This is a genomic window from Marinobacter maroccanus, assembly GCF_002933275.1.
In the GTDB taxonomy this organism is placed as follows: Bacteria; Pseudomonadota; Gammaproteobacteria; order Pseudomonadales; family Oleiphilaceae; genus Marinobacter; species Marinobacter maroccanus.
The window spans coordinates 49,251-72,763 of the sequence record NZ_PSSX01000016.1 but is presented as its reverse complement, the minus strand read 5'-3'; the positions used below and the strand labels follow the sequence as shown (position 1 = coordinate 72,763).

22 protein-coding genes are annotated in these 23,513 nt (G+C 56.7%); 7 read left to right on the top strand and 15 right to left on the bottom strand.

From position 1 onward, the window contains the following. Window positions 1–9: 9 nt before the first annotated feature. Window positions 10–579, top strand: a complete 570-nt coding sequence (locus tag KEHDKFFH_RS15705) for an NnrU family protein (protein ID WP_104322785.1) — start codon at window positions 10–12, stop codon at window positions 577–579. Between the two features lie 20 nt (window positions 580–599). Here the strand turns inward: KEHDKFFH_RS15705 and KEHDKFFH_RS15700 are convergent, their stop codons facing one another. From KEHDKFFH_RS15700 to KEHDKFFH_RS15690, 3 genes are all read right to left on the bottom strand, one after another. After that, complete coding sequence (locus KEHDKFFH_RS15700; RefSeq protein ID WP_104322784.1) at window positions 600–1,565, bottom strand: zinc-binding metallopeptidase family protein; 966 nt, start codon at window positions 1,563–1,565, stop codon at window positions 600–602. A gap of 115 nt (window positions 1,566–1,680) precedes the next feature. Beyond that, window positions 1,681–2,307: an NAD(P)H-dependent oxidoreductase gene (locus KEHDKFFH_RS15695; RefSeq protein ID WP_104322783.1), complete on the bottom strand. Its 627-nt coding sequence runs from the start codon at window positions 2,305–2,307 to the stop codon at window positions 1,681–1,683. Window positions 2,308–2,441: 134 nt separating this feature from the next. Then, window positions 2,442–3,338 carry a LysR family transcriptional regulator gene (locus tag KEHDKFFH_RS15690; protein ID WP_104322782.1) on the bottom strand — a complete coding sequence of 299 codons (897 nt, stop codon included), beginning with the start codon at window positions 3,336–3,338 and terminating at the stop codon, window positions 2,442–2,444. 121 nt (window positions 3,339–3,459) lie between these two features. Here KEHDKFFH_RS15690 and KEHDKFFH_RS15685 point away from each other — a divergent pair, with 121 nt between their 5' ends. Together KEHDKFFH_RS15685 and KEHDKFFH_RS15680 are read left to right on the top strand one after the other, a co-directional pair. Continuing rightward, entirely contained in the window at window positions 3,460–4,377 is a 918-nt protein-coding gene (locus tag KEHDKFFH_RS15685) for a DMT family transporter (RefSeq protein WP_241956531.1), read from the top strand. 122 nt (window positions 4,378–4,499) lie between these two features. Continuing rightward, window positions 4,500–7,781, top strand: coding sequence for a carboxyl transferase domain-containing protein (locus KEHDKFFH_RS15680; RefSeq protein ID WP_104322781.1), 3,282 nt, complete (start codon window positions 4,500–4,502; stop codon window positions 7,779–7,781). A gap of 9 nt (window positions 7,782–7,790) precedes the next feature. Here KEHDKFFH_RS15680 and KEHDKFFH_RS15675 read toward each other — a convergent pair whose 3' ends face one another. The 6 genes from KEHDKFFH_RS15675 to KEHDKFFH_RS15650 form a co-directional block, all read right to left on the bottom strand. Then, window positions 7,791–8,984, bottom strand: a complete 1,194-nt coding sequence (locus tag KEHDKFFH_RS15675) for a hypothetical protein (protein ID WP_104322780.1) — start codon at window positions 8,982–8,984, stop codon at window positions 7,791–7,793. Then, window positions 8,984–10,363, bottom strand: coding sequence for a lipoprotein N-acyltransferase Lnb domain-containing protein (locus KEHDKFFH_RS15670; RefSeq protein ID WP_146084223.1), 1,380 nt, complete (start codon window positions 10,361–10,363; stop codon window positions 8,984–8,986). Before KEHDKFFH_RS15670 ends, KEHDKFFH_RS15675 begins: the two co-directional genes overlap by 1 nt. 150 nt (window positions 10,364–10,513) lie before the next feature. Beyond that, the gene (locus KEHDKFFH_RS15665; protein WP_104322778.1) at window positions 10,514–11,353 is read right to left on the bottom strand and encodes a peptidase associated/transthyretin-like domain-containing protein; all 840 of its coding nucleotides are present in this window, start codon (window positions 11,351–11,353) and stop codon (window positions 10,514–10,516) included. Window positions 11,354–11,436: 83 nt separating this feature from the next. After that, window positions 11,437–13,137 carry a BamA/TamA family outer membrane protein gene (locus KEHDKFFH_RS15660; protein WP_104322777.1) on the bottom strand — a complete coding sequence of 567 codons (1,701 nt, stop codon included), beginning with the start codon at window positions 13,135–13,137 and terminating at the stop codon, window positions 11,437–11,439. 52 nt (window positions 13,138–13,189) lie between these two features. Further along, complete coding sequence (locus KEHDKFFH_RS15655; protein WP_104322776.1) at window positions 13,190–15,073, bottom strand: monovalent cation:proton antiporter-2 (CPA2) family protein; 1,884 nt, start codon at window positions 15,071–15,073, stop codon at window positions 13,190–13,192. A 68-nt stretch (window positions 15,074–15,141) separates the two neighbouring features. After that, window positions 15,142–16,002: a LysR substrate-binding domain-containing protein gene (locus tag KEHDKFFH_RS15650; RefSeq protein ID WP_104322775.1), complete on the bottom strand. Its 861-nt coding sequence runs from the start codon at window positions 16,000–16,002 to the stop codon at window positions 15,142–15,144. 190 nt (window positions 16,003–16,192) lie between these two features. Between KEHDKFFH_RS15650 and KEHDKFFH_RS15645 the strand changes: the two genes are divergently transcribed. Next, a complete protein-coding gene (locus KEHDKFFH_RS15645) occupies window positions 16,193–16,468 on the top strand; it encodes a hypothetical protein (RefSeq protein ID WP_241956530.1) in 276 nt (91 codons plus the stop codon). On the opposite strand, the gene KEHDKFFH_RS15640 is transcribed toward KEHDKFFH_RS15645, so the two are convergent. From KEHDKFFH_RS15640 to KEHDKFFH_RS15630, 3 genes are all read right to left on the bottom strand, one after another. Then, the gene (locus KEHDKFFH_RS15640) at window positions 16,465–17,370 is read right to left on the bottom strand and encodes a homocysteine S-methyltransferase family protein (protein ID WP_104322774.1); all 906 of its coding nucleotides are present in this window, start codon (window positions 17,368–17,370) and stop codon (window positions 16,465–16,467) included. The two genes, KEHDKFFH_RS15645 and KEHDKFFH_RS15640, sit on opposite strands and share 4 nt — an antisense overlap. Window positions 17,371–17,373: 3 nt before the next feature. Then, window positions 17,374–17,697: a hypothetical protein gene (locus tag KEHDKFFH_RS15635; protein WP_104322773.1), complete on the bottom strand. Its 324-nt coding sequence runs from the start codon at window positions 17,695–17,697 to the stop codon at window positions 17,374–17,376. Window positions 17,698–17,798: 101 nt separating this feature from the next. After that, window positions 17,799–18,401 (bottom strand): pyridoxamine 5'-phosphate oxidase family protein, encoded by a 603-nt coding sequence (locus KEHDKFFH_RS15630; protein ID WP_104322772.1) that lies wholly within the window; start codon window positions 18,399–18,401, stop codon window positions 17,799–17,801. A gap of 107 nt (window positions 18,402–18,508) precedes the next feature. Here KEHDKFFH_RS15630 and pdxR point away from each other — a divergent pair, with 107 nt between their 5' ends. Beyond that, the gene (gene pdxR, locus KEHDKFFH_RS15625; protein ID WP_104322771.1) at window positions 18,509–19,954 is read left to right on the top strand and encodes a MocR-like pyridoxine biosynthesis transcription factor PdxR; all 1,446 of its coding nucleotides are present in this window, start codon (window positions 18,509–18,511) and stop codon (window positions 19,952–19,954) included. Here the strand turns inward: pdxR and KEHDKFFH_RS15620 are convergent. After that, the gene (locus KEHDKFFH_RS15620; protein ID WP_104322770.1) at window positions 19,951–20,856 is read right to left on the bottom strand and encodes a LysR family transcriptional regulator; all 906 of its coding nucleotides are present in this window, start codon (window positions 20,854–20,856) and stop codon (window positions 19,951–19,953) included. The genes pdxR and KEHDKFFH_RS15620 overlap by 4 nt on opposite strands. Window positions 20,857–20,961: 105 nt before the next feature. On the opposite strand from KEHDKFFH_RS15620, the gene KEHDKFFH_RS15615 reads away from it, so the two are divergent. Further along, window positions 20,962–21,588 carry a class I SAM-dependent methyltransferase gene (locus KEHDKFFH_RS15615; protein WP_104322769.1) on the top strand — a complete coding sequence of 209 codons (627 nt, stop codon included), beginning with the start codon at window positions 20,962–20,964 and terminating at the stop codon, window positions 21,586–21,588. Between the two features lie 109 nt (window positions 21,589–21,697). Then, entirely contained in the window at window positions 21,698–21,901 is a 204-nt protein-coding gene (locus tag KEHDKFFH_RS15610; protein ID WP_104322768.1) for a DUF3185 family protein, read from the top strand. A 13-nt stretch (window positions 21,902–21,914) separates the two neighbouring features. Here KEHDKFFH_RS15610 and KEHDKFFH_RS15605 read toward each other — a convergent pair whose 3' ends face one another. Both KEHDKFFH_RS15605 and KEHDKFFH_RS15600 read right to left on the bottom strand, forming a co-directional pair. Further along, window positions 21,915–22,307 carry a DUF2784 domain-containing protein gene (locus KEHDKFFH_RS15605; protein WP_104322767.1) on the bottom strand — a complete coding sequence of 131 codons (393 nt, stop codon included), beginning with the start codon at window positions 22,305–22,307 and terminating at the stop codon, window positions 21,915–21,917. A gap of 52 nt (window positions 22,308–22,359) precedes the next feature. Next, the gene (locus KEHDKFFH_RS15600; protein ID WP_104322766.1) at window positions 22,360–23,451 is read right to left on the bottom strand and encodes a GGDEF domain-containing protein; all 1,092 of its coding nucleotides are present in this window, start codon (window positions 23,449–23,451) and stop codon (window positions 22,360–22,362) included. Window positions 23,452–23,513 lie beyond the last annotated feature (62 nt).

Here is a 23,513-nt window from a genome sequence, read left to right as displayed (position 1 = left end):
GTTTTGCAAATGACCACACTGATTGTTGGTCTCATTCTGTTTCTCGGCGTGCACTCGCTTTCCATGATTAACGAGCCGCTGCGTAACCGGTTGAACGCGTCCATGGGCGAGGGAGCCTTCAAAGGACTGTATTCCGTGGTGTCCCTCGTCGGTCTGGTTCTCATCGTCTGGGGTTACGGCGCCGCCCGGATGGATCCGACGCTGATCTACATGCCGCCCGCCTGGCTCAAGCATGTGTCCTTCCTGCTTCTGGTGCCTGTGTTCCCATTGCTCTTCGCCACTTACTTCCCGGGGAAAATCAAGGCAAAACTGGGGCACCCCATGCTGGCTGCCGTCAAACTCTGGGCTCTGGCTCACTTGCTGGCCAACGGGATGCTCCACGACCTTCTGCTGTTCGGCTCCTTCCTGGCCTGGTCCGTAGCCGACCGGATCTCCATGAAGCGCAGAACCCAGCGGGCCATTCCAACGCTGCCAGCCACCAAAGCCAATGACATCATTGCGATCATTGGTGGCCTTGCGGTGTACGTGATCATGGTGGTCTGGGCCCACCAGTGGCTATTTGGCGTAGCACCGGCCTGAACGACCGGCGCTCAAACGGATTAGAGGCCCTGTGCTCCGCGGCGCAACCAGTCATGCACGAACGCAAGCTTGCGTTGCGCCGTTTCCGAGAGCACAAACGGATAAAGGTCAGACAGCCCCATGGAACGGTTCACGTGGTTAACCCGAATGGCCAGTGACGCAGCAACGTTGATCAGCATCGCCGTGTCGGGCTCCGAGTATGGATCCCAGCCCTGTCTCGGCACCTCGGGCGATGTCAGACCGGCTGAAACAAGACTGTCAGTGATGTCCGTCAGGTGCAGCAGGTGTGCGGCAGTCTCCGCCCAGTCTTCGTGTGGGTGTGCCGAGGCGTAGCTGGTCAGGTAGAACAGTCTCCAGTCTTCCGGCGGACCTTTATGGTAGTGATGTTCGAGGGCCGCCGGATAATCGGCGCGCTCGTCACCGAACATCTCCCGGAATGCATCCAGAAAATCTTCCCGCAAACTCAGCCGCCACCAAAGCATATGAGCGATTTCATGGCGCATATGGCCGACCATGGTTCGATAGGGTTCGTCCAGGGCTTGCCTTCGGGTGGCACGAACCACCGGATCCGCCTCTGCAACACTGATCGTTACCACACCATTCGCGTGCCCCATGGCAACCGGGGTCAGGCCTTCCGCCAGCATGTGAAAAACCGGGCGCGTGCCTGGATCCTCCGGGCGAAACCAGTGCCAACGGCCGAGATTGTCCAGCACCCAGCGCTTCGCAGCCTCAGTTTCGGCCCAGTTCGGCATGGCATTGAAAATATTCGGGTCTGGCGCCAGCGCGGTCATCGCGCAAGACCGGCAGAAAGCCCCCTGTTCGGGCGCAATCCAGTTGCAGCCAATAATATCCCGATTAACACAGAAGGGAGGCATGGGAACAAACGCCCTTGCCTGGGGGTCGTAGGCGACCGGTGTACCCTGGGCAGTGGTCAGATTATCAAACCACAAATTCCCGGAACCAACCGGGTTGGAAAAAACCTTCATAGAGCTGGTGCTCCTTTTGAACGGCAGCGTGCCTGAAAATGAATTGCCGCTTTCCCGAACCTATACTTTATGGCGAAGGAACACCAGCCCGAGCGAAAAATCCACTGACCTGGCGCTACATTCTGATTACCAGATCATCATAATCAAAGCGCACTTTCGGCAGGCCTGAACTTCGGTCACGAGCACTGCGATAGCCCAGAGCGACGATAGCCGAACTCTCCAGACCCAGTTCTGCCAATCCAAGCACCTCATCGTAGGCTTTTTGGTCGAAACCGGTCATCGGGCAACTATCGATTCGCATTGACGCGGCTGCAGTTAGAAGAGTGCCCAGTGCGATGTAGGCCTGTTGGTGTGCCCAGGCCTGCTTCTCCAACCGGGATTTGGCCGCAAGGGCCTGTTTCATATGTCTCACATAGCCCGAGATGTCTTCTGCAGGCACGCCTCGGGTTTTCACAAACTGGGTGACATACCTGTCGACAGTATGATCACCAATGTCTGTCTGCGCCGCAAAAACAATCAGGTGCGAGCAGTCCAACACTTTCTGCTGGCCAAAGGAATAGGCCAGCAAAGCCTGCCGCAGCGACTTACTCTCCACAACCAGGATTTTGTAGGGTTGTAGTCCATAGGAAGAGGCGCTCTTGCGGGCCGCATCGACCAGCGTTTCCACCGTCTGGGCATCGAGCTTCTCGGGCGAAAATTCACGGACGGCGTAACGCCAGTCCAGGGCTTCGTGTATGTTCATAAAGTTGTCTCCTTCGGGTTGAAGCAGCAACTCTATGAGACCGTAGTGACTAAAAAAACGGATAGAATAGAACTACATATTTTCCATGAAGGAAATAATGAGGAGGTCACCGCAAACACCTAGTGCACTTTGCACTACTCCCAGTAGGGTTTCTCCCCAAGATACTGATCGAGGTGATCAAGCAGCAGGCGGACCTTGGTGGGTTGCTTGCGCCCGGGTGGGAATAGGGCGAATACAGTGTAGGGTTTTGGTGGGAAGTCTGGCAGCAGGGGAATCAGTGCGCCTTTTTCAATATCTCCCTGAACCAGAAACCGCGGCAGGAAACCAACGCCGACTCCCCTCAACAGACTCTGGCGGATCGCCAGGCTGCTGTCCGTTCGATAGTTGCCGTTGACCCTTACCTCCCGATCGCCCAGCTCCCAGACTCCGGGTCTGTCATGCAGCGAAAACGTCAGACAGTTGTGCTGTGTCAGGTCTTCCGGGTCGTGGATCTCCGGGGCACCTTCCAGATACCCGAGCGATGCGCAAACAATATTTCTGGACGTTCTCAGTGGCCTGGCCATGAGGCTCGAATCGGCCAGGGAGCTTCGAACCCGAATGGCGATATCGACGCCCTGCTCCACCAGATCAACCATTCGATCACTGAGCTGAAGGTCGATATCGATTTCAGGATAGTCACGGAGAAAACTGTCGATGGCCTCTGTTATGTGGGTCAAACCGAACGACATGGGCACATTCAGTCTTATCGTCCCTCGGGGCTCCGCCTGGAACCCTCTTGCCTCCAACTCGGCGTCTTCCAGCTCATCCAACAGCGACTGAGTGCGTCTCAGAAAGGCGAGCCCGGCATCGGTGAGGTTCATGCGTCGGGTGGTTCGGTTGATGAGTCTCGTGTCCAGATCCCGCTCCAGAAAGGCAATGTGCTTGCTGACCGTTGCTGCGGTGATCTCAAGGTCGTCCGCAGCCCGGGTAAAGCTGCCCAGCTCCGCAACGCGCCTGAAGATCGTCATCGCTACCAGCTTGTCGGTGGCCACAGAACCCCTGATTATTTCTGATTTGGAAGGAGTATTGTTCGAATGCACCCAATTATCAACTGAATCAACTGCGGCAAACTGGTTCCTGGTGATATCCCTCCACAACCCGGAGTACTTGGTGATGATAGCCTCGATGCAGCGTGCAATTCTCCCGCCCCAGGCCGCAGTCTGGGGACTTCTGCTGGCCAATGGATTTCTGATCGCGCTGATGCTGGCGCTGGCAAAAGCGGCGACCTCCCAGGGTATGCCGGCCATCACCTATGCGTTCTGGCAAACATTGATAGCAGGAGCCGTTCTGCTGCTGTGCGCCCAGAAACGCCGTTCTCTGTTGGAACGTCGCCTGACCCGCTATTTTCTCATCAGCGGTTTGACTGGTATCGCGATCCCGAATGCCATCGGGTTTTATCTGGTCACCAAACTCGGAGCCGGTTTCACGGGGATCATGTATGCCCTGCCACCCATATTTACGTTCCTGCTCGCAACCAGCATGGGGCTGGAAAAGCGTAGCTGGATCAAACTGACCGGGCTATCCATTGCGGTCGTCGCCTGCGCCTGGATTGTGCTGCAACGTCATTCAGAGATCAGCAACCCGAACATACTCTGGTTCGCCATGGGGCTTATTATCCCGGCCATGCTGTCCATCGGTAACGTCTATCGCTCAGTAGCCTGGCCTGATGGTGTAAAACCCATGATCCTGGCATCGGGTACACTGTTGGCGTCGGCTTTCACGCTTGGCCTTTTCGCAGGTCTGACGGGGACCTCAATTTTTCCGGAAAGCACAGAATTTCACCTCCATGGCATTGTCGTGCTTCAGGGCCTGCTAACCGCGCTGACCTACCTTTGCGCCTTTGAGCTGCAGCGTCGCTCCAACCCGGTTTTCTACAGTCAGCTCGGTGCAGTAGCGGCCGTATTCGGGTTGCTGATCGGGGTTATCTGGTTCAGGGAAAACTACTCGTTAACCATCTGGCTGGGAGCGTTCCTGGTGATCCTTGGGCTCAGGATCAGCAACAGGAAGAGCGTGCAAACCGCCGCAACCTGAAACCATCAACCAGATTCATAACCACCCCTCAAACAAATTCATTTGTCTAATCGGAGCCCCGTTCCTAGGATGGTGACTTCTGTCACCCACAATAAGAATCACACCCCGGGGAACCAGGTACCATGACTTTCCGCTCCGTACTGATTGCCAATCGCGGCGAAATCGCAATCCGCATTGCCCGAGCCTGCAACGAACTGGGATTGCGCTCTGTGGCCGTATTCTCTGAAGACGACGACGCCAGTCTGCATACCCGTATGGCCGATGAGGCAGTGGCTTTACCGGGCCATGGCGTAAAGGCCTATCTGGATGGAGCGCAACTGATAGACGTCGCAAAGGCCCATGGCTGCGAGGCGGTCCATCCTGGCTACGGTTTCCTGGCGGAAAACGCCAGTTTTGCCCACGCATGCGAACAGGCCGGGCTGATTTTTATCGGCCCTTCGCCAGAGGTGTTGGAGGGGTTTGGTGACAAGTCGGCTGCCCGGGCCCTGGCGGAAAGCTGCGACGTTCCTCTGATCAAGGGCATCAACAAAACGGTGAGCCTTGGCGAAGCCAGGGCTTTCCTGAGGGAGCATGGCCCTCTTATGCTCAAGGCGATTGCAGGCGGTGGTGGCCGCGGCATGCGGGCGGTCTATTCCGAAACAGAGCTCGAGCAGGCTTTCCAGCGCTGCCAGTCTGAGGCTCAGTCAGCCTTCGGCAGTGGATCGCTATACATTGAACAACTGATCAGGCGTGCGAGACACATTGAAATCCAGGTAATTGGCGACGGTACCGGGGCCGTCAGCCACCTCTGGGAGCGCGACTGCAGCATCCAGCGGCGCAACCAGAAGCTGATCGAGATTGCGCCGAGTCCTTCATTGGACGCCTCGATCCGGGATGCCATGATCGACTGCGCCCTGAAGCTGGCCCGATCGATTAACTACCGCGGACTTGGAACCTTTGAATTTCTGGTGGACCAGGACCAGCCGGGCCGCTTCTATTTCATGGAGGCCAACCCCCGCATTCAGGTTGAGCACACTATCACCGAGGAAATCACTGGTGTTGATCTTGTGCAAACCCAGCTGCAGTTACTTGCGGGGCACAGCCTCGCGGATCTGGCCCTTGAGTCTGCACCAACGATGCGGGGATTCGCGATTCAGGCGCGGATCAACAGCGAAACACTTCACGCCGATGGTCATGCCACCGCCGCTACTGGCACGCTGAGCACCTACGAGCCACCGTCGGGCCCCGGTTTACGAGTCGATGGCTATGGTTACGCCGGCTATTCCGTCAGCCCGTCGTTTGACTCCCTGCTCGCCAAGCTGGTTGCCCACGGTAGCGATTATCCATCGACGCTCCGACGGCTGTATCGGGCCCTTTGTGAGTTCCGGCTGAACGGTGTCAGCAACAATATTGGACTGCTCCAGAATCTGATCCGCCACTCAAGTGTTGAAACCTGGGCGGTTACTACCCGTTTTGTCGAAGACAACCTGGCAGCCCTGATCCCGGAAGAGACCAGTACAAGCCATCCACACCTGCACTTTGGCAACACATTTGTCGCGGAGGACCCCGAGAGCCCGGGCGACACAGCCGCACCGGCAGGCACCATAGGCATCGAAGCGCCCGGTTCAGGCACTGTTGTCAGTATCGATGTTGCACCGGGAGATTCAGTCGCCATCGGCGACCCGATCGCGGTGCTTGAAGCCATGAAAATGGAATTCGTGGTCAAGGCAACGCAATCCGGCATCGTCCACACAGTTGCCGCAGAATCAGGGAAAACGGTGAACGAAGGGCAGGCGCTGGCCTACCTGGAACCCGCCGACGTGGACGCCAGCGGCACTCAGACCGAAGAGAGGGTTGATCTGGAGTACATCCGGGCCGATCTCGCCGAAGTCTCCGAGCGCCACGATCTTCTGACCGATGAACGCCGCCCGGAGGCAGTCGCCAAACGCCGTAAAACCGGGCAGCGAACCGCTCGTGAAAACGTTGAGGATCTGCTCGATCCGGACAGCTTCAACGAATACGGGTCCCTCGCACTGGCGGCACAGCGCCGCCGCCGTTCGGTGGATAAGCTGATTGAAATGAGCCCGGCGGATGGCCTGATTACCGCCATCGGCAGCGTGAACGCCCCCGAATTCGGAGCAGAGGCCGGCCGTTGCGCCACCATGGCCTACGACTACACCGTGTTTGCCGGCACCCAGGGGCTGGCCAACCACCGCAAGGCAGACCGCATCCTGGCTCTCGCCGAGCAATGGCGCATTCCGCTGGTTCTGTTTGCGGAAGGCGGCGGCGGTCGCCCATCCGACACCGACACCAATGGCGTGTCCTTCCTGGACTGTCATACCTTTGTCAGCATGGCACGGCTCTCCGGCGTGGTCCCCACGCTCGGCATTGTCTCTGGCCGATGCTATGCCGGCAATGCAGCCCTGCTGGGCTGCTGCGACACCATCATTGCCACCGAAGATGCCAATCTGGGCATGGCAGGGCCCGCGATGATTGAGGGCGGCGGCCTTGGGCGGTTCAGCCCGGAACAGGTAGGGCCGGTTTCCGTCATGGGGCCCAACGGAGTGATAGATATCCTGGTCAAGGACGAAGCAGAAGCTGTGCGCGTGGCGAAGCAATACCTGTCTTACTTTCAGGGCCCGGTGAAAGACTGGCAGTGCGCCGATCAACGACGGCTCCGCCACCTGATTCCGGAAAACCGGATGCGGGTCTACGATATCCGCCAGGTCATCGAAACCCTGGCCGATCAGGACAGTGTTCTGGAACTCCGCCGGCAATTTGCCCCCGGGCTGATCACGGCACTGGTGCGCATTGAAGGCCGCCCAGTGGGCCTGATCGCCAACAATCCCGCCCACCTGGGCGGGGCGGTCGATGCCAACGCGGGGGACAAGGCAGCCCGCTTCATGCAGCTGTGCAACGCCCACAACCTTCCGATCGTGTCACTGTGCGACACACCGGGCTTCATGGTGGGACCTGACGCCGAAAAACAGGCCACCATTCGCCATGTTTCGCGCATGTTCGTGGCAGCAGCCAAGCTCAACGTGCCTTTCTTCACCGTGATTCTGCGCAAGGCGTACGGCCTTGGCGCCCAGGCCATGGCAGCGGGCAGCATGCTCACGCCTTTCTTCACGGCCGCCTGGCCCAGCGGTGAGTTCGGGCCCATGGGCTGGGAAGGCGCCGTGCGCCTGGGCTTTGCCAAAGAGCTGGCCGCCCAGCCCGATGAGGAATCAAGGCAGAAGATGTTCGATACCCTGGTTGCCAAGGCCTATGAGCAGGGCAAGGCACTCAACGTGGCCAGCTACCTGGAGATTGATGCGGTGATCGACCCGCAGGAAACGCGGGCGTGGTTGATCAGGGGCCTCAATTCTACGTCCGCCGGAGAACCTGACGGACGTGGAAATCGGCGGTTTGTGGACACCTGGTAAACGTCAGTCTCAACAACTTGTGACCTTGGTAACCTTGACACGAAACTCGCGTGCTGCACACGGCAAGGTCTCGGGCACTTCCTTTGTGTCACCGTAGCAACCGTTCACATTGTTCAACATCGTTTCCATGACACCACGATGCTGAACACTTGCGGAGCCCGGACAATAGACTTCGAAATAGACATCAAGGCATCCAACCTCTTCCGGCTTGATGTTTGGGACAGTTCCGAAAACGTGCTTGGAGGGTCCGGGACAAGATCGGCCATAAAGTTTTATACCCTGCTGCATTGCTGCCAGATAAGCCGCCCGACGAGCCTCGCGCTCTGCCCTCTCACGCTCTCGCGCCTGCTGGCGCTCCAGTATTTCCTGCTGACGCGCCAGTCTACGGGCCTCTTCAGCCTGACGGCGCTCTTCCGCTCTTTGGCGGGCTGTTTCCTCAGCCTGTCGACGTGCCTCAAGCCGTCTCCGCTCTTCTTCGGCACGTTGTCGCCTGTCGATCAGCTCAGCTTCCCTACGTTCTGCCTCGGCGAGCTGTTGAGAGCGCCTACGTTCCATCTCGCGTCGCTGCTGTTCCTGCTGACGTTTTATGGCCTCCTGGCGGAGTCTTTGCTCTTCATACATACGCTGTTGCATCTCAAGCTGCTGTCTCTGCTGGGCCAACTGGTTTTCGGTGAACTGTTTGAATTGCTGTACCGTCTGGTTCAGCATCATCATCGTGTTGTTGGAGTTGGAACCGGACGGCTGATCAGAGGCGGGCTCACGACAGTACCTTGGATTCTGGTACCCGTCCACACAGTCCTCGTACTCTCTGCGAATCGGACAGTTTGCACTGCACTCCTGAATCCGGCGCTCCATTGCCAGGCGTTTTTTCTCTTCCTCGGCAATTTCGTACATCTCCGTTCGATAATCTCGGGCCTCTGCCAAGCGCTGCCGTGACGATTCATCGAAAACGAGCCGCTCTGCCTCTTTTAGCTGCCGGTCGGCGCAGGAAAAGTTCCGCGCGTCCACACATTCATAGGCCTTGTCGACGGCGGCGCTGAAGTCCTGACGATCCAGCCGGTCCAGTTGTTCCAGCATTTCAAGCTGTTTCAGCATCTCTTCCATGTTGTCACTGCCGGGTTTTGGCTGATTGGCCGCCACTGCCTGGACAAAACAAGCCAAAACAAATGCAAGCAGAAAAGGGGGCTGGCGAACGGTCTTCATTACAGCGTCCTCAGGTAGGCAAGGTTTTCGTGGGTCTGTTCGATTTCAAGACTGAAATTTCTCAACGCCCGGACACTCCCGTGCCACTCGGGCAGCCAGTCGTTTACCAGCCGTTTGGCAATGACCAGAGATCCAGGCTGATCGCAGTCTGTCCCAACCGTTGGAAACAGCTGCATGAAGTCGGGGCCCGGTATCCCCTTCGACACCGGCAAACGCCCCTGAAGCTTCCGAACCGGTTGCAGGAAACACTGCTCAAGCCACCGCCGATGAGTATCTTGTTCCATTTCATTCAAACTGTTCTGAAGCGAAGCCATAATTTCGGGATCACCCAAAAGACTCATCAGGGATTGAAGGCGGGCCTGCTCAAGGCCTATCAAGGCCCTTTCCTCCAGCAGCAAATGAGCTTCCCGGGCATGCTGATCATGAGAGTAGACATCCAACAGCAAATCGGATTTCAGTGTTTTCAGCAGGCGCATCTTCGCCGGGGTGCGAAGATATTCATCAAGTGATGAAGGTGTATTCCAACCTGCGGTGCGGCTAACCAGTTCGAATGCCCGTTCGTAATAGGGTCGGGTGCTGGGGAAGTAATATCCCTCCCGTTCGGCGTTTGTCAGAGACTCAAGAACACGGCCATCTGCCAGTTCGCTGCGCCTGAGCGCTTTGAAAAAAGAGTCCGGGCGCAGATACCCCGTTTTCAGATTACCCGCTACTGTGGGTTCATCTGACGCCTGTTCCACGAGGGCTGCCAGAGTGTCTTGCAGGAGGGTGGCACAATTATTCGTGAAAAAGCGGTAGTTGCCCCTGAAGCTCCAGTGAATCTCCGACAACTCTCGCACCACTTGTTCCGTTTCTTCGGGGCGTAAGTTCAGGGGAACTGAGAACAGGTTCCTGTCCGCAAGTAAGGTATTGGTTCGGTAAGCTTCCATAAAAGAAAAGCCGGTCAGATGGGCGTCGTATCCGCCGAATGCTCCTTTGATCAGACTCATTTCAAGTTCATTTATGCGGGCAACGTAGCCAAGGACCACATGATCGAAGATATTTTCGTTGCACTCGGCATCACTCGAGGACCTGGAGGGGCAGACAATGAGTCGAATAGACAGATGACCGAATCGGGAGGCAACCGACTCGCCTGGCGAGGCAAACATTATGTGTATGCTGCGGACAAGATCTGGCGCTACGGAAAACTGATACCCGCCTTTTTCACGGTCCAGCAGATAAAAAGGGACGGTTGGAGGGCACTCTCTGTAGTCCAGGGGCTCCCCCAGCCTTTGTGAGAAATAGTAGGCATAGGCCGGGTGCCGACATTTATAGGACGGATCGGAGCGGTGCTTCGATAGTTCAATCAGGAAGTCTGCATCACTGCCCTGTTCTCCTGTCACCAGCCTGCTCAGATCCGAAAAGCGGTCGTCGGGTTCTATCGATGCTGCACCAGATCGATCCAACTCAAGCGTGCTTAAGCTGGAGCAGCCTCCCAACGCCAAAAGCGCCAGGGCAGAAAGAAGCAGGCGGAATTTCACGGCGAAAAAGCGTCAGCGTTTGTCCGCGGCCCTTGCGACCAGAGAGTCCGGGTTCGCCCAGCGGGCCGCAGCCGTTTGGCGACGCAATGTTTCCAACCTGTTGTCCTTGATCTGTTGGTCCGTGGTCGTTACCGGAGTCGAAAGCAGTTCTGCTGTGAACGTCGGCGCGACAATCCATGGGGCCGAAATAATTTGGGAAGAACCCGGATCATCGCCGTAGACCCCGAGAAGAGCAGACTCGGACATCGCAAAATATTCCATCTTGCTTGCCTCGAGATCATCAATTTTTTGCTGACGTTCCGCCTTCGCTTCCCATTCGGAAGCTGCCTGCGTATTGGCAGGTACACCATCTCCCGAGCGATACCGCTGCGCCATTCTCCTCATGGCGTCGGCATTGCCAGAGCGGGCGTTCGACAGCTCCTTCTCAAGTTGCGCCTGGGCCGCTTTTTCAGCGGCAATCCGGGCCTGTTCCCGACGTCGCTGTTCTGCTTTTTCCGCGGCTATTCTCGCCTCTTCCTTGCGCTGCGCTTCCTGCTTCTGGCCATACGCTGTCAGGGTTTTCTCTGGCAGGGAAACACGAACCCGCTCAGGCACACCGGCACGAAGTTCAATTCGTTTTTCGAATACCTGTTCAAATTCCCGACCGGCCGGGCGAACCACTCGCAGCTCATGAGCCCCAGCAGTTGTCAGAATCGGGAGTTTTGCATAATCCTCGCATTCGAATTGATAGACACCGTCGAGATACACGGCCGCACCGTTTGTGTCTTCCTGGCAATCAATGCGGACAAGGGAGTTAGAAGCGAGAACGGCCGAAGAGAGGGAGAACAGCAGGAAACCCAACAACAACTTCATTTTTTTACCTTTCCGGAATCAAGGTCTGATTACATATCAGTAATGTGATCACGAATTCGCCAATTGATCAAGATCAAGTTGGGTCAAAACTGGCTTCTGCCTCGCAGCAAAATCTGAAAATCATCAATACTGTCGTCGCCATCCAGGGGGAAGGCAAAATCCAGGTGCAGCATTCGTTGCACCTCGATACGGCTGGACGCCAGCCTCATGCCGAAGCCAACATCTTTCAGCACGCCTTCGTCCGGCCCACTGTTCCGGTCGTCGGTGAACCACGCACGGCCTACATCGGTGAACAGTACACCGCCTACCCGAAACAGTTTGAACGGATGCCAGTCCGGGAAATAACGCCGCTCCAGGGTCCATAACACACGGCGGTTACCCTGCTGGTACTCACTAGGGTAACCGCGCAGCCCATTCTCACCGCCAATGAGCAATTGCTGGTCGGCTGTCAGATTGTGTGCTGCCGTGAAAGCGAGGTTGGTGTACCAGCTGTTCCAGCGCTCCGAGCCTCCATGAAAATACTGAACGCCCACTGTCCCAATAAGGTTTTCCACCCGATCTTCATCGAGCCGGTAAGTGCCACTCTGGCTCAGTGAATAGCTGGCGTAGTTGGTCTCCGATACATGCAGTACATCCCGGAAATCCATGTTCAGCACTATGCGGTCCTCGGTGGCACCCAGCCCACTACCGGAGTAGCCGAGCTCGGTTCTCCACACAAAGCCATCCCGCACATCCTCCACTCGCTGGAGCCGCGTCAGATTGGTCATTTTCCGGAAGCGGTTCTGGCGGTAATCAAAGCCAATCCAGGGGTAACTGAGAGTCCGGTCGTCGGGCAGGATGTCGAGATTGGGTTCGTTGGGCAAACGGTCGAACACGAGTGCATCGTAGCGGTAGCCGGCAAGTAATCTCAGCTGCCGGTCTTTCCTCTCCGCCAGGCGCCAGCCTCCGTCGATACTGAAGAACTCGTGACTGCGCCGATAATCGGCAATGGCCTCCGCGCCAACGTAGCGGGATTCCTCCCGTACGTCGTCGATGCCGCTCAGGCCAAAGCGCCAGTTTGTGGTCTCGCTGAAGAAAGGCCTCTCGAGGTAGGCGCCCCGGCCCCGTCCATCGCTTCTCTCATCAAATGAGAAGCCCGCCTGCCAGTGGGAGCCCAGGACGTTCGGGTCATCAAAATACAGACTGGTTTCGGTGCGGTCCGGGTCTTTCGCATAGCCGATGCCAAGGCTTTTGCCTGACCCGGCAAAGTTGGGATCAGACAGCCCGAAGTTAGTGGTATTCTCACCTCCAGATCGCGACACGCCAACGCTGGGAAAAAGCGTCCAGGTATCCCGCGTCAGAACACTTACCTCGATTTCGTCCCCACAAACCTGGGTGACGCCCACCCACGCTGCGGTCAAATATTCCCGCTGACGCAGAACCCGCTCGGACTCGGAAATAAGCTCGGCCTCGAAAACATCGCCTTCCTCGAACACCAACTGGGAGCGCAAGGCAGATTCCCAGGTAGGCGTGTTGAGTGCGTTCAAAGTTCGATAGAGCGCGTTGTTCTGCTCCGGATCAGTGGTATCAAAGATGGGGCGGCGAAGAATACGGATACTGCCAATGCGCGCGCCCTCCGGAATCACCAGATCAGTCTGGCGGGCGAGCTGATCCCTCGGTTTGTCCAGATCAATGGCTTCCGGCTGAATACTACTGGCAATGCAATCGTACCTGCCCGACTCGGCAGCAGCGCAGGACCCGGCGAAAACCAGACCTGAAACAACAAGCGCTTTCCTGAACACCATACTGACCTCTACAACCGCATAGGCAATAATTTAGCCCAGCGTTACCGCACTGTCAGCGGTCCGGCGGCCGCCATATGGGAACATCCTCCTGCTTCGGCTCTTCCCAGTCCCGATGCATGGCGCTGTTAAGCGCTTCTTCGAGTTTCATGAAGAGTTCACCGTAGCGGGGACTGAACCGGATACCTTCCTCGATTTCTTTCCAGGCTTCGAACAGCTCATCCTCGTGGGCTTTCTCATTGTCCAGGAAAGCCCAGGTCATCTGACGGGCACGCATTGGATGCACCCCCATGGCGGTCAGTGCATGGCCGCCAAGTTCAAGTGCCGAATGATAGGTTTCACTCACCACATCATCGGCCCCTGCCTCCCGCAACCGGTATCCGTGGCCTCTGTCGAAAGCGCGGGCCAGCACCCAGACACCTGGGAAGAACTGCTTTACGTGCTCCACCATCTGGACCGAACGGTCACGATCGTCAATGGCCACTACCAGCAGCCGGGCCTGTTCGATGCCCGCAGTTTCCAGCAAATCGGGCCGAGTCGCATTCCCGAAGAAGCTCTTGATATTGATCTGCCGGAGGTTCTCGATCTGCTCGATCTCGTGGTCCAATGCAACAATAGGAACATTATTGGCCCGCAACAGCCGGCAGACAATCTGGCCGAAACGACCAACACCGGCAACGATAACCGGCGCCTGTTCGTCGATGGTATCCGCTTGCCGCTCGTCGTTTTGTGAACGACGATAACGAGGCAACACGATCCGTTCGTAAACGATAAACAGCAACGGCGTCAGGAACATCGACAGCGCCACCACCAGTGAGAGGACCTGGGAGGTTTCCACCGCAATCACACTGTTCTGGACACTGTAAGTCAGTAGTACAAAGCCAAATTCACCAGCCTGGGCCAGGCTCAGGGTAAACAACCAGCCGTTGCTGCCATGAACCCTGAAAAGCAGGGCCAGACCGAGGAGAATCGCCGCCTTCACGGCAATAACCGACACCGCAAGGGACACGACCGTACCCCATTGCTCTGACAGCACGTCAAAATTGATGCCTGCGCCCACGGTGATGAAGAACAGCCCCAGCAGAAGTCCCTTGAATGGTTCGATATTCGCTTCCAGCTCATGGCGGAATTCACTGTTGGCCAGCACCACGCCGGCCAGGAACGCCCCAAGCGCCGGCGACAGGTTCACCAGGCTCATCAGCGCGGCGATCCCGATCACAAGCATCAGCGCAGTGGCCGTAAAAACTTCACGCAACCCCGACTGCACCACATAACGGAACAGGGGCCGACTCAGGTAATGACCACCGACAACCACAGCAGCGATGGCTGCCACCACAACCAGCCCATGGGCCCAGCCAGGAAGACTGTCCACCAGGCTCAAGTGGCTGCCATGGTCATCTGAAGTGCTGCCGACAGCCATTAGCTCCGGCAACGCCAGCAACGGAATCAGTGCGAGCATGGGAATGACCGCAATATCCTGGAACAGCAGCACCGAGAAGGCACTGCGACCACCTTCGGTTTTGACCAACCCCTTTTCGTTGAGGGTCTGCAGGACAATCGCAGTGGAAGACAACGCAAAGATCAAACCGACGGCAAGTGACGTCTGCCACTGGAGCCCGAGCCAGGCGGCCACCGCCATGCCGGCTGCTGCTGTCAGCACCACCTGAAGCCCGCCAAGGCCAACCAGGCGGACACGCATGGCCCAGAGTGCTTTGGGGTCCAACTCCATACCAACCAGGAAAAGCATCATTACCACGCCGAACTCGGCAAAATGCTGGATAGTGTTGGCTTCCTGCCCCACCAGCCCTGTAACCGGACCGATCACCACGCCCGCCACCAGGTAGCCGAGGACCGACCCCAGACCAAGACGTTTTGCCAGGGGCACGGCGATCACTGCTGCCACCAGGTAGATAAAGGCCTGGACGAAATAAACGGTCATCAATGGTTTCCTTGAATCCGAACCGGTCGGCTAAAGATTTTCCGGAAGATCATTCCTGCAAGAGCTTTTCAGCTCAGGCCCTGAAATGCTTCCTTCACGTGAGAAGCAAGCGCATCGTTCAAGGGGTTGGAACCCCGCCTTACCAGGGCCAACTGATAAGAGCCGATGTCCGGCAGGCTGCCCCCGACCACCTCTTTCAGGGGCGGGTGTATCAGGCTTTGCGGAAACGGTGCCACAGCAAGATCTGCCAGCATTGCCGCCTCCTGACCTGAACAATGTTCACACGTATAGGCAATTCTGTAGGAAATACCCGCTCTGTCCAGTGCCCGCAGCGTCATCCGGCGCCAGGCGCACCCTTCATGAGCCATGGCGATGGGCAACGGTGAACGCTGGTAAGCGGATGACCCTTCCCTACCAGCCCAGACCAAAGGCTCTTCATGAACCAGCTCACCGCGGCCAATACCGGCCTCGTCCGCCACAGTAACCAGGGTCATATCCAGCTCACCCGCGTCGAGGCGGGCCAGGTTTTGCTTGCTTGAGCCCACAACCACATCAACCAGAACCGCGGGATAGGATCTGGCGAATTCCGCAAGCACCTCAGGCAAAATCCGGGTGCCGACGTCATCGGACGTACCAATTCCCACTTTTCCTTCGAGGGTCGGCGATATGAAGTGCTGGACGGCTTCCTCGTTCAACCGCAACAACCGCCGGCTGTAATCGAGCAGAACCTCACCCTCCGCCGTCAGGGTGACGCGCCGCGGTTCTCGAATAAACAGGGTTTTGCCCAGGTTTCTTTCGAGCTGCTTGATTTGCATGCTCAGGGCGGAAGGTGTCCGGTGCACTACTCTGGCCGCACTGGTGAAGGTGCCACTCTCAGCGATGGCTACGAAACTCCTCAGGACATCGTTATCAAGTAGCGGGATCTTCACGAATGCACCTCTCGAGTCGATTTTTGTGGCCTGAAACTGACTTAAGCATAACTGAACGAGATCTTAAATTCTTTTCGTTTGATTGAAGACTTGGAGGAGATCAGAATACTCACTGAAGGCACCCGTATGCGAGTTACACAACGTCCAAGCGAGCTGGTGCAGCCATTTACCAACTGTCGGGGCCGTAGACATGCAGAAGAGCACAGAGCATCAATCAAGCGCCGCAATCCAGCCGATCACCTCATGGTTTGAAGGGTATGCCAGGCGCCAGAAATTCCGCCGTATGGCGCAGTCGTTGCTGAAGGAAAAGGATGACACGCTGTCGGATCTCGGCTACGACCGCCATGATCTGGAAGGCGCCCTGCACCTTCCTATCCGGAACGATGCGATGCAATACATTGAGGTACGTCGCTCCAAACGTGCCATGGAAGCGCGCAGGACAAAAAGCCCTCGACTCGCCGGCTAACTGCGGGCCAATTCCGAGAACCGTACCAGGTTAAACTCGCCTGTCAGCACATCGGCCAGATGGCTGATGTGCTCCGGCGTAATCTCACAACAGCCACCAACAACGCCCGCGCCGTCCTCCAGCCACTGTTTCACCTGAAGCGCATACACCCCGGGAGACACGTCCGGCCTGGCTTCCAGTTCATCCACCAATGCTCCGCTGGCCATCGGCTCAACCGTTTTGAACGCGTTAGCGTAGCCACCCGTTAAGGGGAAAAGGCCGGCCAGTTCAGGCATTGCCTGCGAAATCACTTCCGGATCGCAGCAATTGAGCAGGATAGCCGTTGGCCCGAACGGCTTAACCGCTTCGACAGCCTCTGCAAGCGTTTCCCCGGACCGAAGTTTGCCATCCGTTTCCAGCCGGAACGCCACCCCAAAGGGCTTGCCTGATTCACCGGCGGCAGCACAGGCGGCGCTCGCCTCCAGCGAGTTCGTCATCGTTTCGATGAGGAAGACATCTGCCCCACCCTGAAGTTTGACCAGAATATCGAACTCCGATTTCAGATCCTCGAACGTCCGGGCAGGCTGGCTCCGATAACTTCCGACCAGGGGCGGCAGGCAACCGGCGATATCAACGTCGGCGCCCGTTAACGCGATGGCGCGCTCCAATACCTCGAACGCCCGTTGATGGATTGCACCGATCTCGTCGCCAAGGCCTTCTCTGGCCAGTCGCGTTGGCGTTGCGGCATAGGTGTTCAGTGTCAGGGTACGGGCGCCCGCCCTGATAAAATCAGCATGGACATCGGTAACAACGTCCGGCTGTTCCCGCATTACCGCCACTGACCATAGCAGTGACGTAACATTCATGGCTCTGCGGTAGATTTCCTGGCCCAGGCCGCCATCAAGAAGTGCAACAGATTTCATAAATTAGCCAAAATACTCCTGAATCCACTCGAACAGTTTGGTGGTTGTCATGTCGCCGAGCGCCATCTGCTGAAAGTCATTCCCTACCTCATCCTCAATGGTCACGAACTGATAAAGAAGAGTGCCAGGCTGATCATCGTGCAGTATAAGCGTAATTCTTCGGCGTGTGCGCAGACAGTCAATGGTCATCACATCCGCCGGTATACCCGCATCACGCATACCACGGCGAACCTCCACCACCGGATTGATGTGCTGGTGGGCTGCCTGAATTCGCGCATGGGCATCACTGGCAAGGTCGGACAGGGTTTTCAGGGGATCTTCAGACATTGGAATCCTTATGCAAAGACAAACGCTCAGTTCTTACTGATCTCAGAGTAGCACTCGGCCAGGTAGTCTATGAAGGCATTCACCGCCGGCAACAATCAAGATCAGCCCCCGGCTGACAGGGTCCCATGCCAGACCGGCAGGGCCAGATCCTCCGGATCATCATTCGGACCGCCGGTGCGACTTTTGAAAGCGCCTTCTTCAATCGGTATCCGGAATAATGCCGTTGCCTTTCTCTCCTTGTCATTGGGCGCCCTGACCTGCTCCCACCGCCCTGGTTCTATCTGGTTGATGATCGCGCGGAACGCGGCATCAAAAGCGGCATCGTCATGTACCGGCTCAGCTCGCCCATACAACACCAGGGACTCGTAGTTTGCGCTGTGATGGAACGCCGACTTGGTCATCACCCATTCATTCGTCACTGCGAACGAGATGCAAAGTAATACTCCAGACCCGAGGCGCCGGGACAAGCGTCCACCGTTCAACGTGTGTAGATAAAGATCATCACCAAGCCGCCAGGCAGTGATCGGGATGATGCGAGGCTCGCCATCTTCCACAAATCCGACATGCGCCGTTTTGAGCCGATCAATCAGCCTGTAGGCTGTTTCTCTGTCATAGCTTGCTCGCTTTACTGCCCGCTGCACCCTGCTGCGTGGGCAGGAAGTCAGTGGGGACGCGCTGGTCCCGGTCAAATCAGTCGTTGTCATCAGAAGCTCCTTTCCGGTCTTGCACTTCACAAAATGTACTTCTATTGAAAGGCACTTCTGATACCATCAAAAGATCCAGATTGTGACTTTTGATAGGACCAGTTGATGTGATCGACGATATCCGGCTGGACAGCGCGCGTCCGCTGCAGCATCAGCTGTATCAACGATTATCCGAACGGATACTCGACCAGCGATACCTACCCGGGCGCCAGCTGCCGCCAAGCCGCCAGATGGCAAAGGACCTGGGCATCAGCCGCAACACGGTGAACGCGGTATACGAACAGCTCAAGGCCGAGGGCTTTCTTCAAAGCCGTGCGGGCAAGGGCATTTTCGTCCATGAAGATATCAAGTCGGCCGTGAACCCCTCAGGGCCGGGCCTTGGCAAACCTCGTGGCGACTCTATGGAACTGCCACCGCTGCCTGCACTTCCACGGGGGAAGTCGAAGCCTGTTGAAGACGCCAGTTTGCCATTCCAGCCGGGCCTGCCGGACCTTGACGCGTTTCCGATCCGTACCTGGAACCGGATCATGCACCATCAGGAAAGCCGCCGGTCACTGCGGGGATATGACAGCATCCAGGGGTATCAGCCCCTGAGACGCGCCATCGCCGCCTACCTGAGAACCTCCCGCGGTGTTCGCTGCGAAGAAAGTCAAGTCATCATCACCAACGGTGCACAACAGGCGCTCTCGCTGCTTGCGGATGTGTTTCTGCAGCGAGATGACAGCATCCTGTGTGAAAACCCCGGATACCGTGGCGCCCGAAATGCACTTGGCCGTTTTGGCAACCCACTGATTCCAATACCCCTTAGAAACCAGGTTCTGGACGTAGAAGCGTTGCCCGGCCTTGAGCCTGCCAGGGCCAGACTCCTTTTCTGCACACCCACGCACCAATACCCCATGGGCGGCATCCTGGACCTGTCCCAGCGAATGGCGCTTGTTCAATGGGCCCAGCGCAATGAGTGCTGGATCATCGAGGACGACTACGACAGCGAGTTCCACTTCTACAACAAGCCCTTCGCCGCCATTCAGGGCCTGTTCGAGAATGCGCCCGTGCTCTACATGGGCAGTTTCAGCAAAACGCTTCTGCCGGCATTACGGGTGGGCTATCTGGTGGTCCCGGAGGCGGTAGTCGAACCCTTGCTCTGGGCGAAGCAGATTAGCGGTGGCGAAACGCCCCTTCTTGCCCAGGCAACCATCGCCGAATTCATTGAGAGTGGTCAGTTCACACGCCATCTGCGGCGCATGCGCCAGCTATATCGGGACAAGTGGCAACTCTTCCAGAGCCAGGTTACGGAAAAGCTCGGCGGTCTTGCTCAACCGGTGGCGGAAAGCGCCGGGATGCATCTGGTACTTGAAGGAGATTTTGACGACTGGGCGCTCAGCCAATGGCTGAAAACCAGAGGATTTGGCAGTACACCGCTGAGCGCGCATTTTCTGGGAGATTCTGCCAGAACCGGCCTGGTTATGGGGTTTGCCAGCGCCAACGAGCGCGAAATAGCCAAGTGCGTCACTGAGCTCCGGGACAGGCTAACGAACCAAACTCAGTCGAACTAGCTTTCAGATCTGCTGAAGTACGTGGAAAGTTCAGCCGCCAAAAAATCAAAGACCGTCCGAACCCGCAGGTTCATCCTGAGCTCCCGGTGGGAGACGAGCCAGACATCGCCGCCGAAAAACTTACCCTCGAAGACTCTCTCAACGTCAGGCTCTGCATCACCCAACTCAACGGGCATCATACCAATACCGATACCGGCCCGAGTCATCTGCCAATGAACCAGATGGCTGTCCGTCCTGGCAACAAAATGCTCGTCCTGCAGCTTGATGCCACGTTGCGCCAATGCGCCCATGTAAGCCGCGTTGTTCGAAAGAAAGCCAATGAACGGACCTTCATAAAGATTCTCAGGCAACGGCGATGGCAGCGTGGCAAGGATTTCCGGCCTGGCGTAGTGAGTCGCTAAAAATGCTCCTACCTTGCGGGCGATCAGATCAGGTTCGGTAGGCCGAAAATTACGTATGGCAATATCTGCTGCGCGGCGGCGAAGATCGCTGGCTTCGTTGGAGGCAACAAGATTGACGCGTACGCCCGGATACTGAAGTCGGAGTCGTTGAATAATCGGCGGCAGAATGTAGGCCGCAGTGATCTCCGATGCTGAAATCGCAATCTCGCCTTCAATGGAAGTTGCCCGACCGGTTGCCGCAAGCGAAAGGCTGCTGGCAGCCTCCCCCATTGCTCGAACATAGGCCAGCAAATCGAGACCCGCCTGCGTTAGCTCCAACCCCCGACCACCCCGCTCAAAAAGCGCGGTGGACAGTTCTTCTTCCAACGCAGCGACCTGCCTGCCAAGGGTTGGCTGAGATACCCCCAGAGCTTTTGCTGCAGCAGACAGAGACCCTTCCTCGGCAGTCACGAGAAAGGCTCGAGCCCGGTTCCAATCGAACTTAACAGATTGCCAATTCATTCACTATTGCATATCAGACATACAGTTATGGCAATACTACCAACAGATTTGCACAGATAGAATAGGTTCACTGAATTTATGCCGCCAGGCTGGAAAGGAGAGTTCATGAACTCATCTGTCAATTTCTGGAACCGCAGCGCTGCCCGATACGCCCGGCGCCCTATTGCAGACCGGAACGCCTATCTGAGAAAGATCGCCCTTACCCAAACGTACTTCCACCCTGGAATGGACGTGCTAGAGTTCGGCTGCGGCACCGGGTCTACAGCTTTGATCCATGCCCCCAAAGTCCGCAGCTACCTTGCAACCGACGCCTCTTCCCGAATGATCGACATTGCCCGGGAGAGAATGGCAGGAAATGGTCTAAACAATCTTCTTTTCGTCGTTGCCACGCTTGAGGACATGCAACATCGGCAGCAAGCGTTCGACGCGATTCTGGGGTTAAACATTCTGCACCTGCTTCGAGACCCAGAGCGTGCCATAGGCCAGGTTTTCAGCATGCTCAAACCCGGCGGTGTGTTCGTTAGCAATACCGCCTGCCTGCAGGACACGCGTCCATATCTCAAGCCAGTAGCCTGCCTGGCCCGGCTACTGCGATTTGCACCCTATGTAAAATTCGTATCGCGTCGTCAGTTGGAAATGCATCTGGAAAATGCCGGATTCCAGATCGATTATCGCTGGGTACCGGAAAACTCAAAAGACGTTTACTTCCTGATTGCCAAGAAACCAAAGTAATGCCAAGGCAACTGTCACAAGAGAAATGTCGACTAATGGAAAGAGCTGTTGGAAAAAACCAGGGACGGGTGGCAAGCTGCAGGTCAGCGCCATTCAAAAGGAGAATTCAATGGGAAGTTCCAAACTGGTCGGCATTGTTTTATTGGTCATTGGCATTGGGCTGCTCTACTTCGGCTACCAATCAACACAGTCCCTGGGAAACCAGCTTACCGAGACGGTCACAGGCCGATTTACCGACGACACCATGTGGTATCTGATCGGCGGGGCGGCCGCGGCTGCAGCCGGCGCTTTCCTGACATTTTTCAAGAAATAATCCTGCCGGTTTTTCACCGCTGGGGCCTGACCAGAAACCAGCTGGCCAGGACCAGCGCGCCGAACATCGTGTAAGCCAGAATAAACACCCAGTCCGGAGCACTGTAGTAGAGGAGGGACTGCAGCCAGTACTGGATGAACGATCCCTCATAGCCCGCCTCCCCGGCCTTGGCCCGAAGCGCCATTTCCCAGCTCGTAAGCGGGCATAACACGCCCAGCCAGGATTGCAGAACCACAACAGCAATAACCGCCAGGTGGCTCAGGCGGAACCAGAAATTGCGCACCCAACGCCAATTCAGGAAATAGCCAGCAAAGGTCGCCACCAGCCCCAGAATGACGAAAATGACCAGCATCGTGTGCAGGACCAGGAGTGCATCAGCGAATATCAGGTACCACTGAGGAGTCATAGCAAACCTCCAAATCGGGACTTGCCCGACTGTTCGAAAAATTGCCGGAATCCTAAGCCATTACGTAACGGGCGCGGCCCTGTTTTTTCGCGCAATACAGAGCTTCGTCGGCCCTTCGGATCATGTCGTCAATGGAATCGAACTCGTTGGCCAGTCCCTGACAGATTCCGATGGAACAGCTGAGCACCTTGCTATCAGGGCTATCCTCGTTTGGCACAGCACTCTCCTGCCATTGCTTCAGAACCTCAGAAGCAAGCAGCTCAAACCGGTCGGCATGCTCGCCCTCAATCACAGCCATGAACTCCTCGCCACCATAGCGTCCTAGGATATCTGTCTGCCGCTTGAATACCTGCCTCATGATGTCCGCATGCAGACGAATAGCCCAATCCCCCTCCTGGTGGCCATAGCGATCGTTGAACTGCTTGAAATGATCCAGATCCATCATGAATACGGCGAGCCGCTGGTTGGAACGCCGCTGCAAGGCAAACAAGCGCTCCGATTCACTCATCAGAGCACGCCGGTTAAGTAACTCCGTAAGACCATCCAGGGTACTCAGGTCAACCAACTGCTCATTGGCATCCTCGAGCTGACCCAGCAATCGATCAATCCTGTGCCTGCCAATCACACCGACAAACAGTGAGCCAACCACGAACCCGGCGTTCATCCAGGTTCGCTCGCCGTAGACCGAATCCAGCAGCATCAAACCGACAAAGCCGAGGGAACTGATCAGCATCGCGGTTAACGCGTAATAGAATTTCATTCCGAAAACAAAGAAACCGAAGAAGGCGTACAGCAGCGTGCCCTCATAGGGAAAACTGAATGCCGCATGCTCCCAGGCCACATGAATGAGGTAGTAATTGGCGTAGGTGATGCTGAGAACAGTCGCCAGGAAGGCCGTTTGTGCGAAACGGAGAAATTGCGGCGCGAAGGTGAAAGCAAGCAAGCCGGCAAGAATCGGAAGCTGGATGAGAGCCCTGCTGGTGATGTAAGAGCCCGCCAGTTCGGGCGGAATCAACTGAAGGTCACCAATCATGAACAAAGAGATCAGAATGCCGCCAACCACGATGGAGAATCGCAGCATAAGCATGTCGCGGGGGGATACGGTATTTGATTCAACCGACGGGATCGGCATAAAAGAGCTCATAGCGCACTTAATTCCCTGTACATGCCGAATCTAAACAAATTCTCGCCCTGACCACCAGTAAA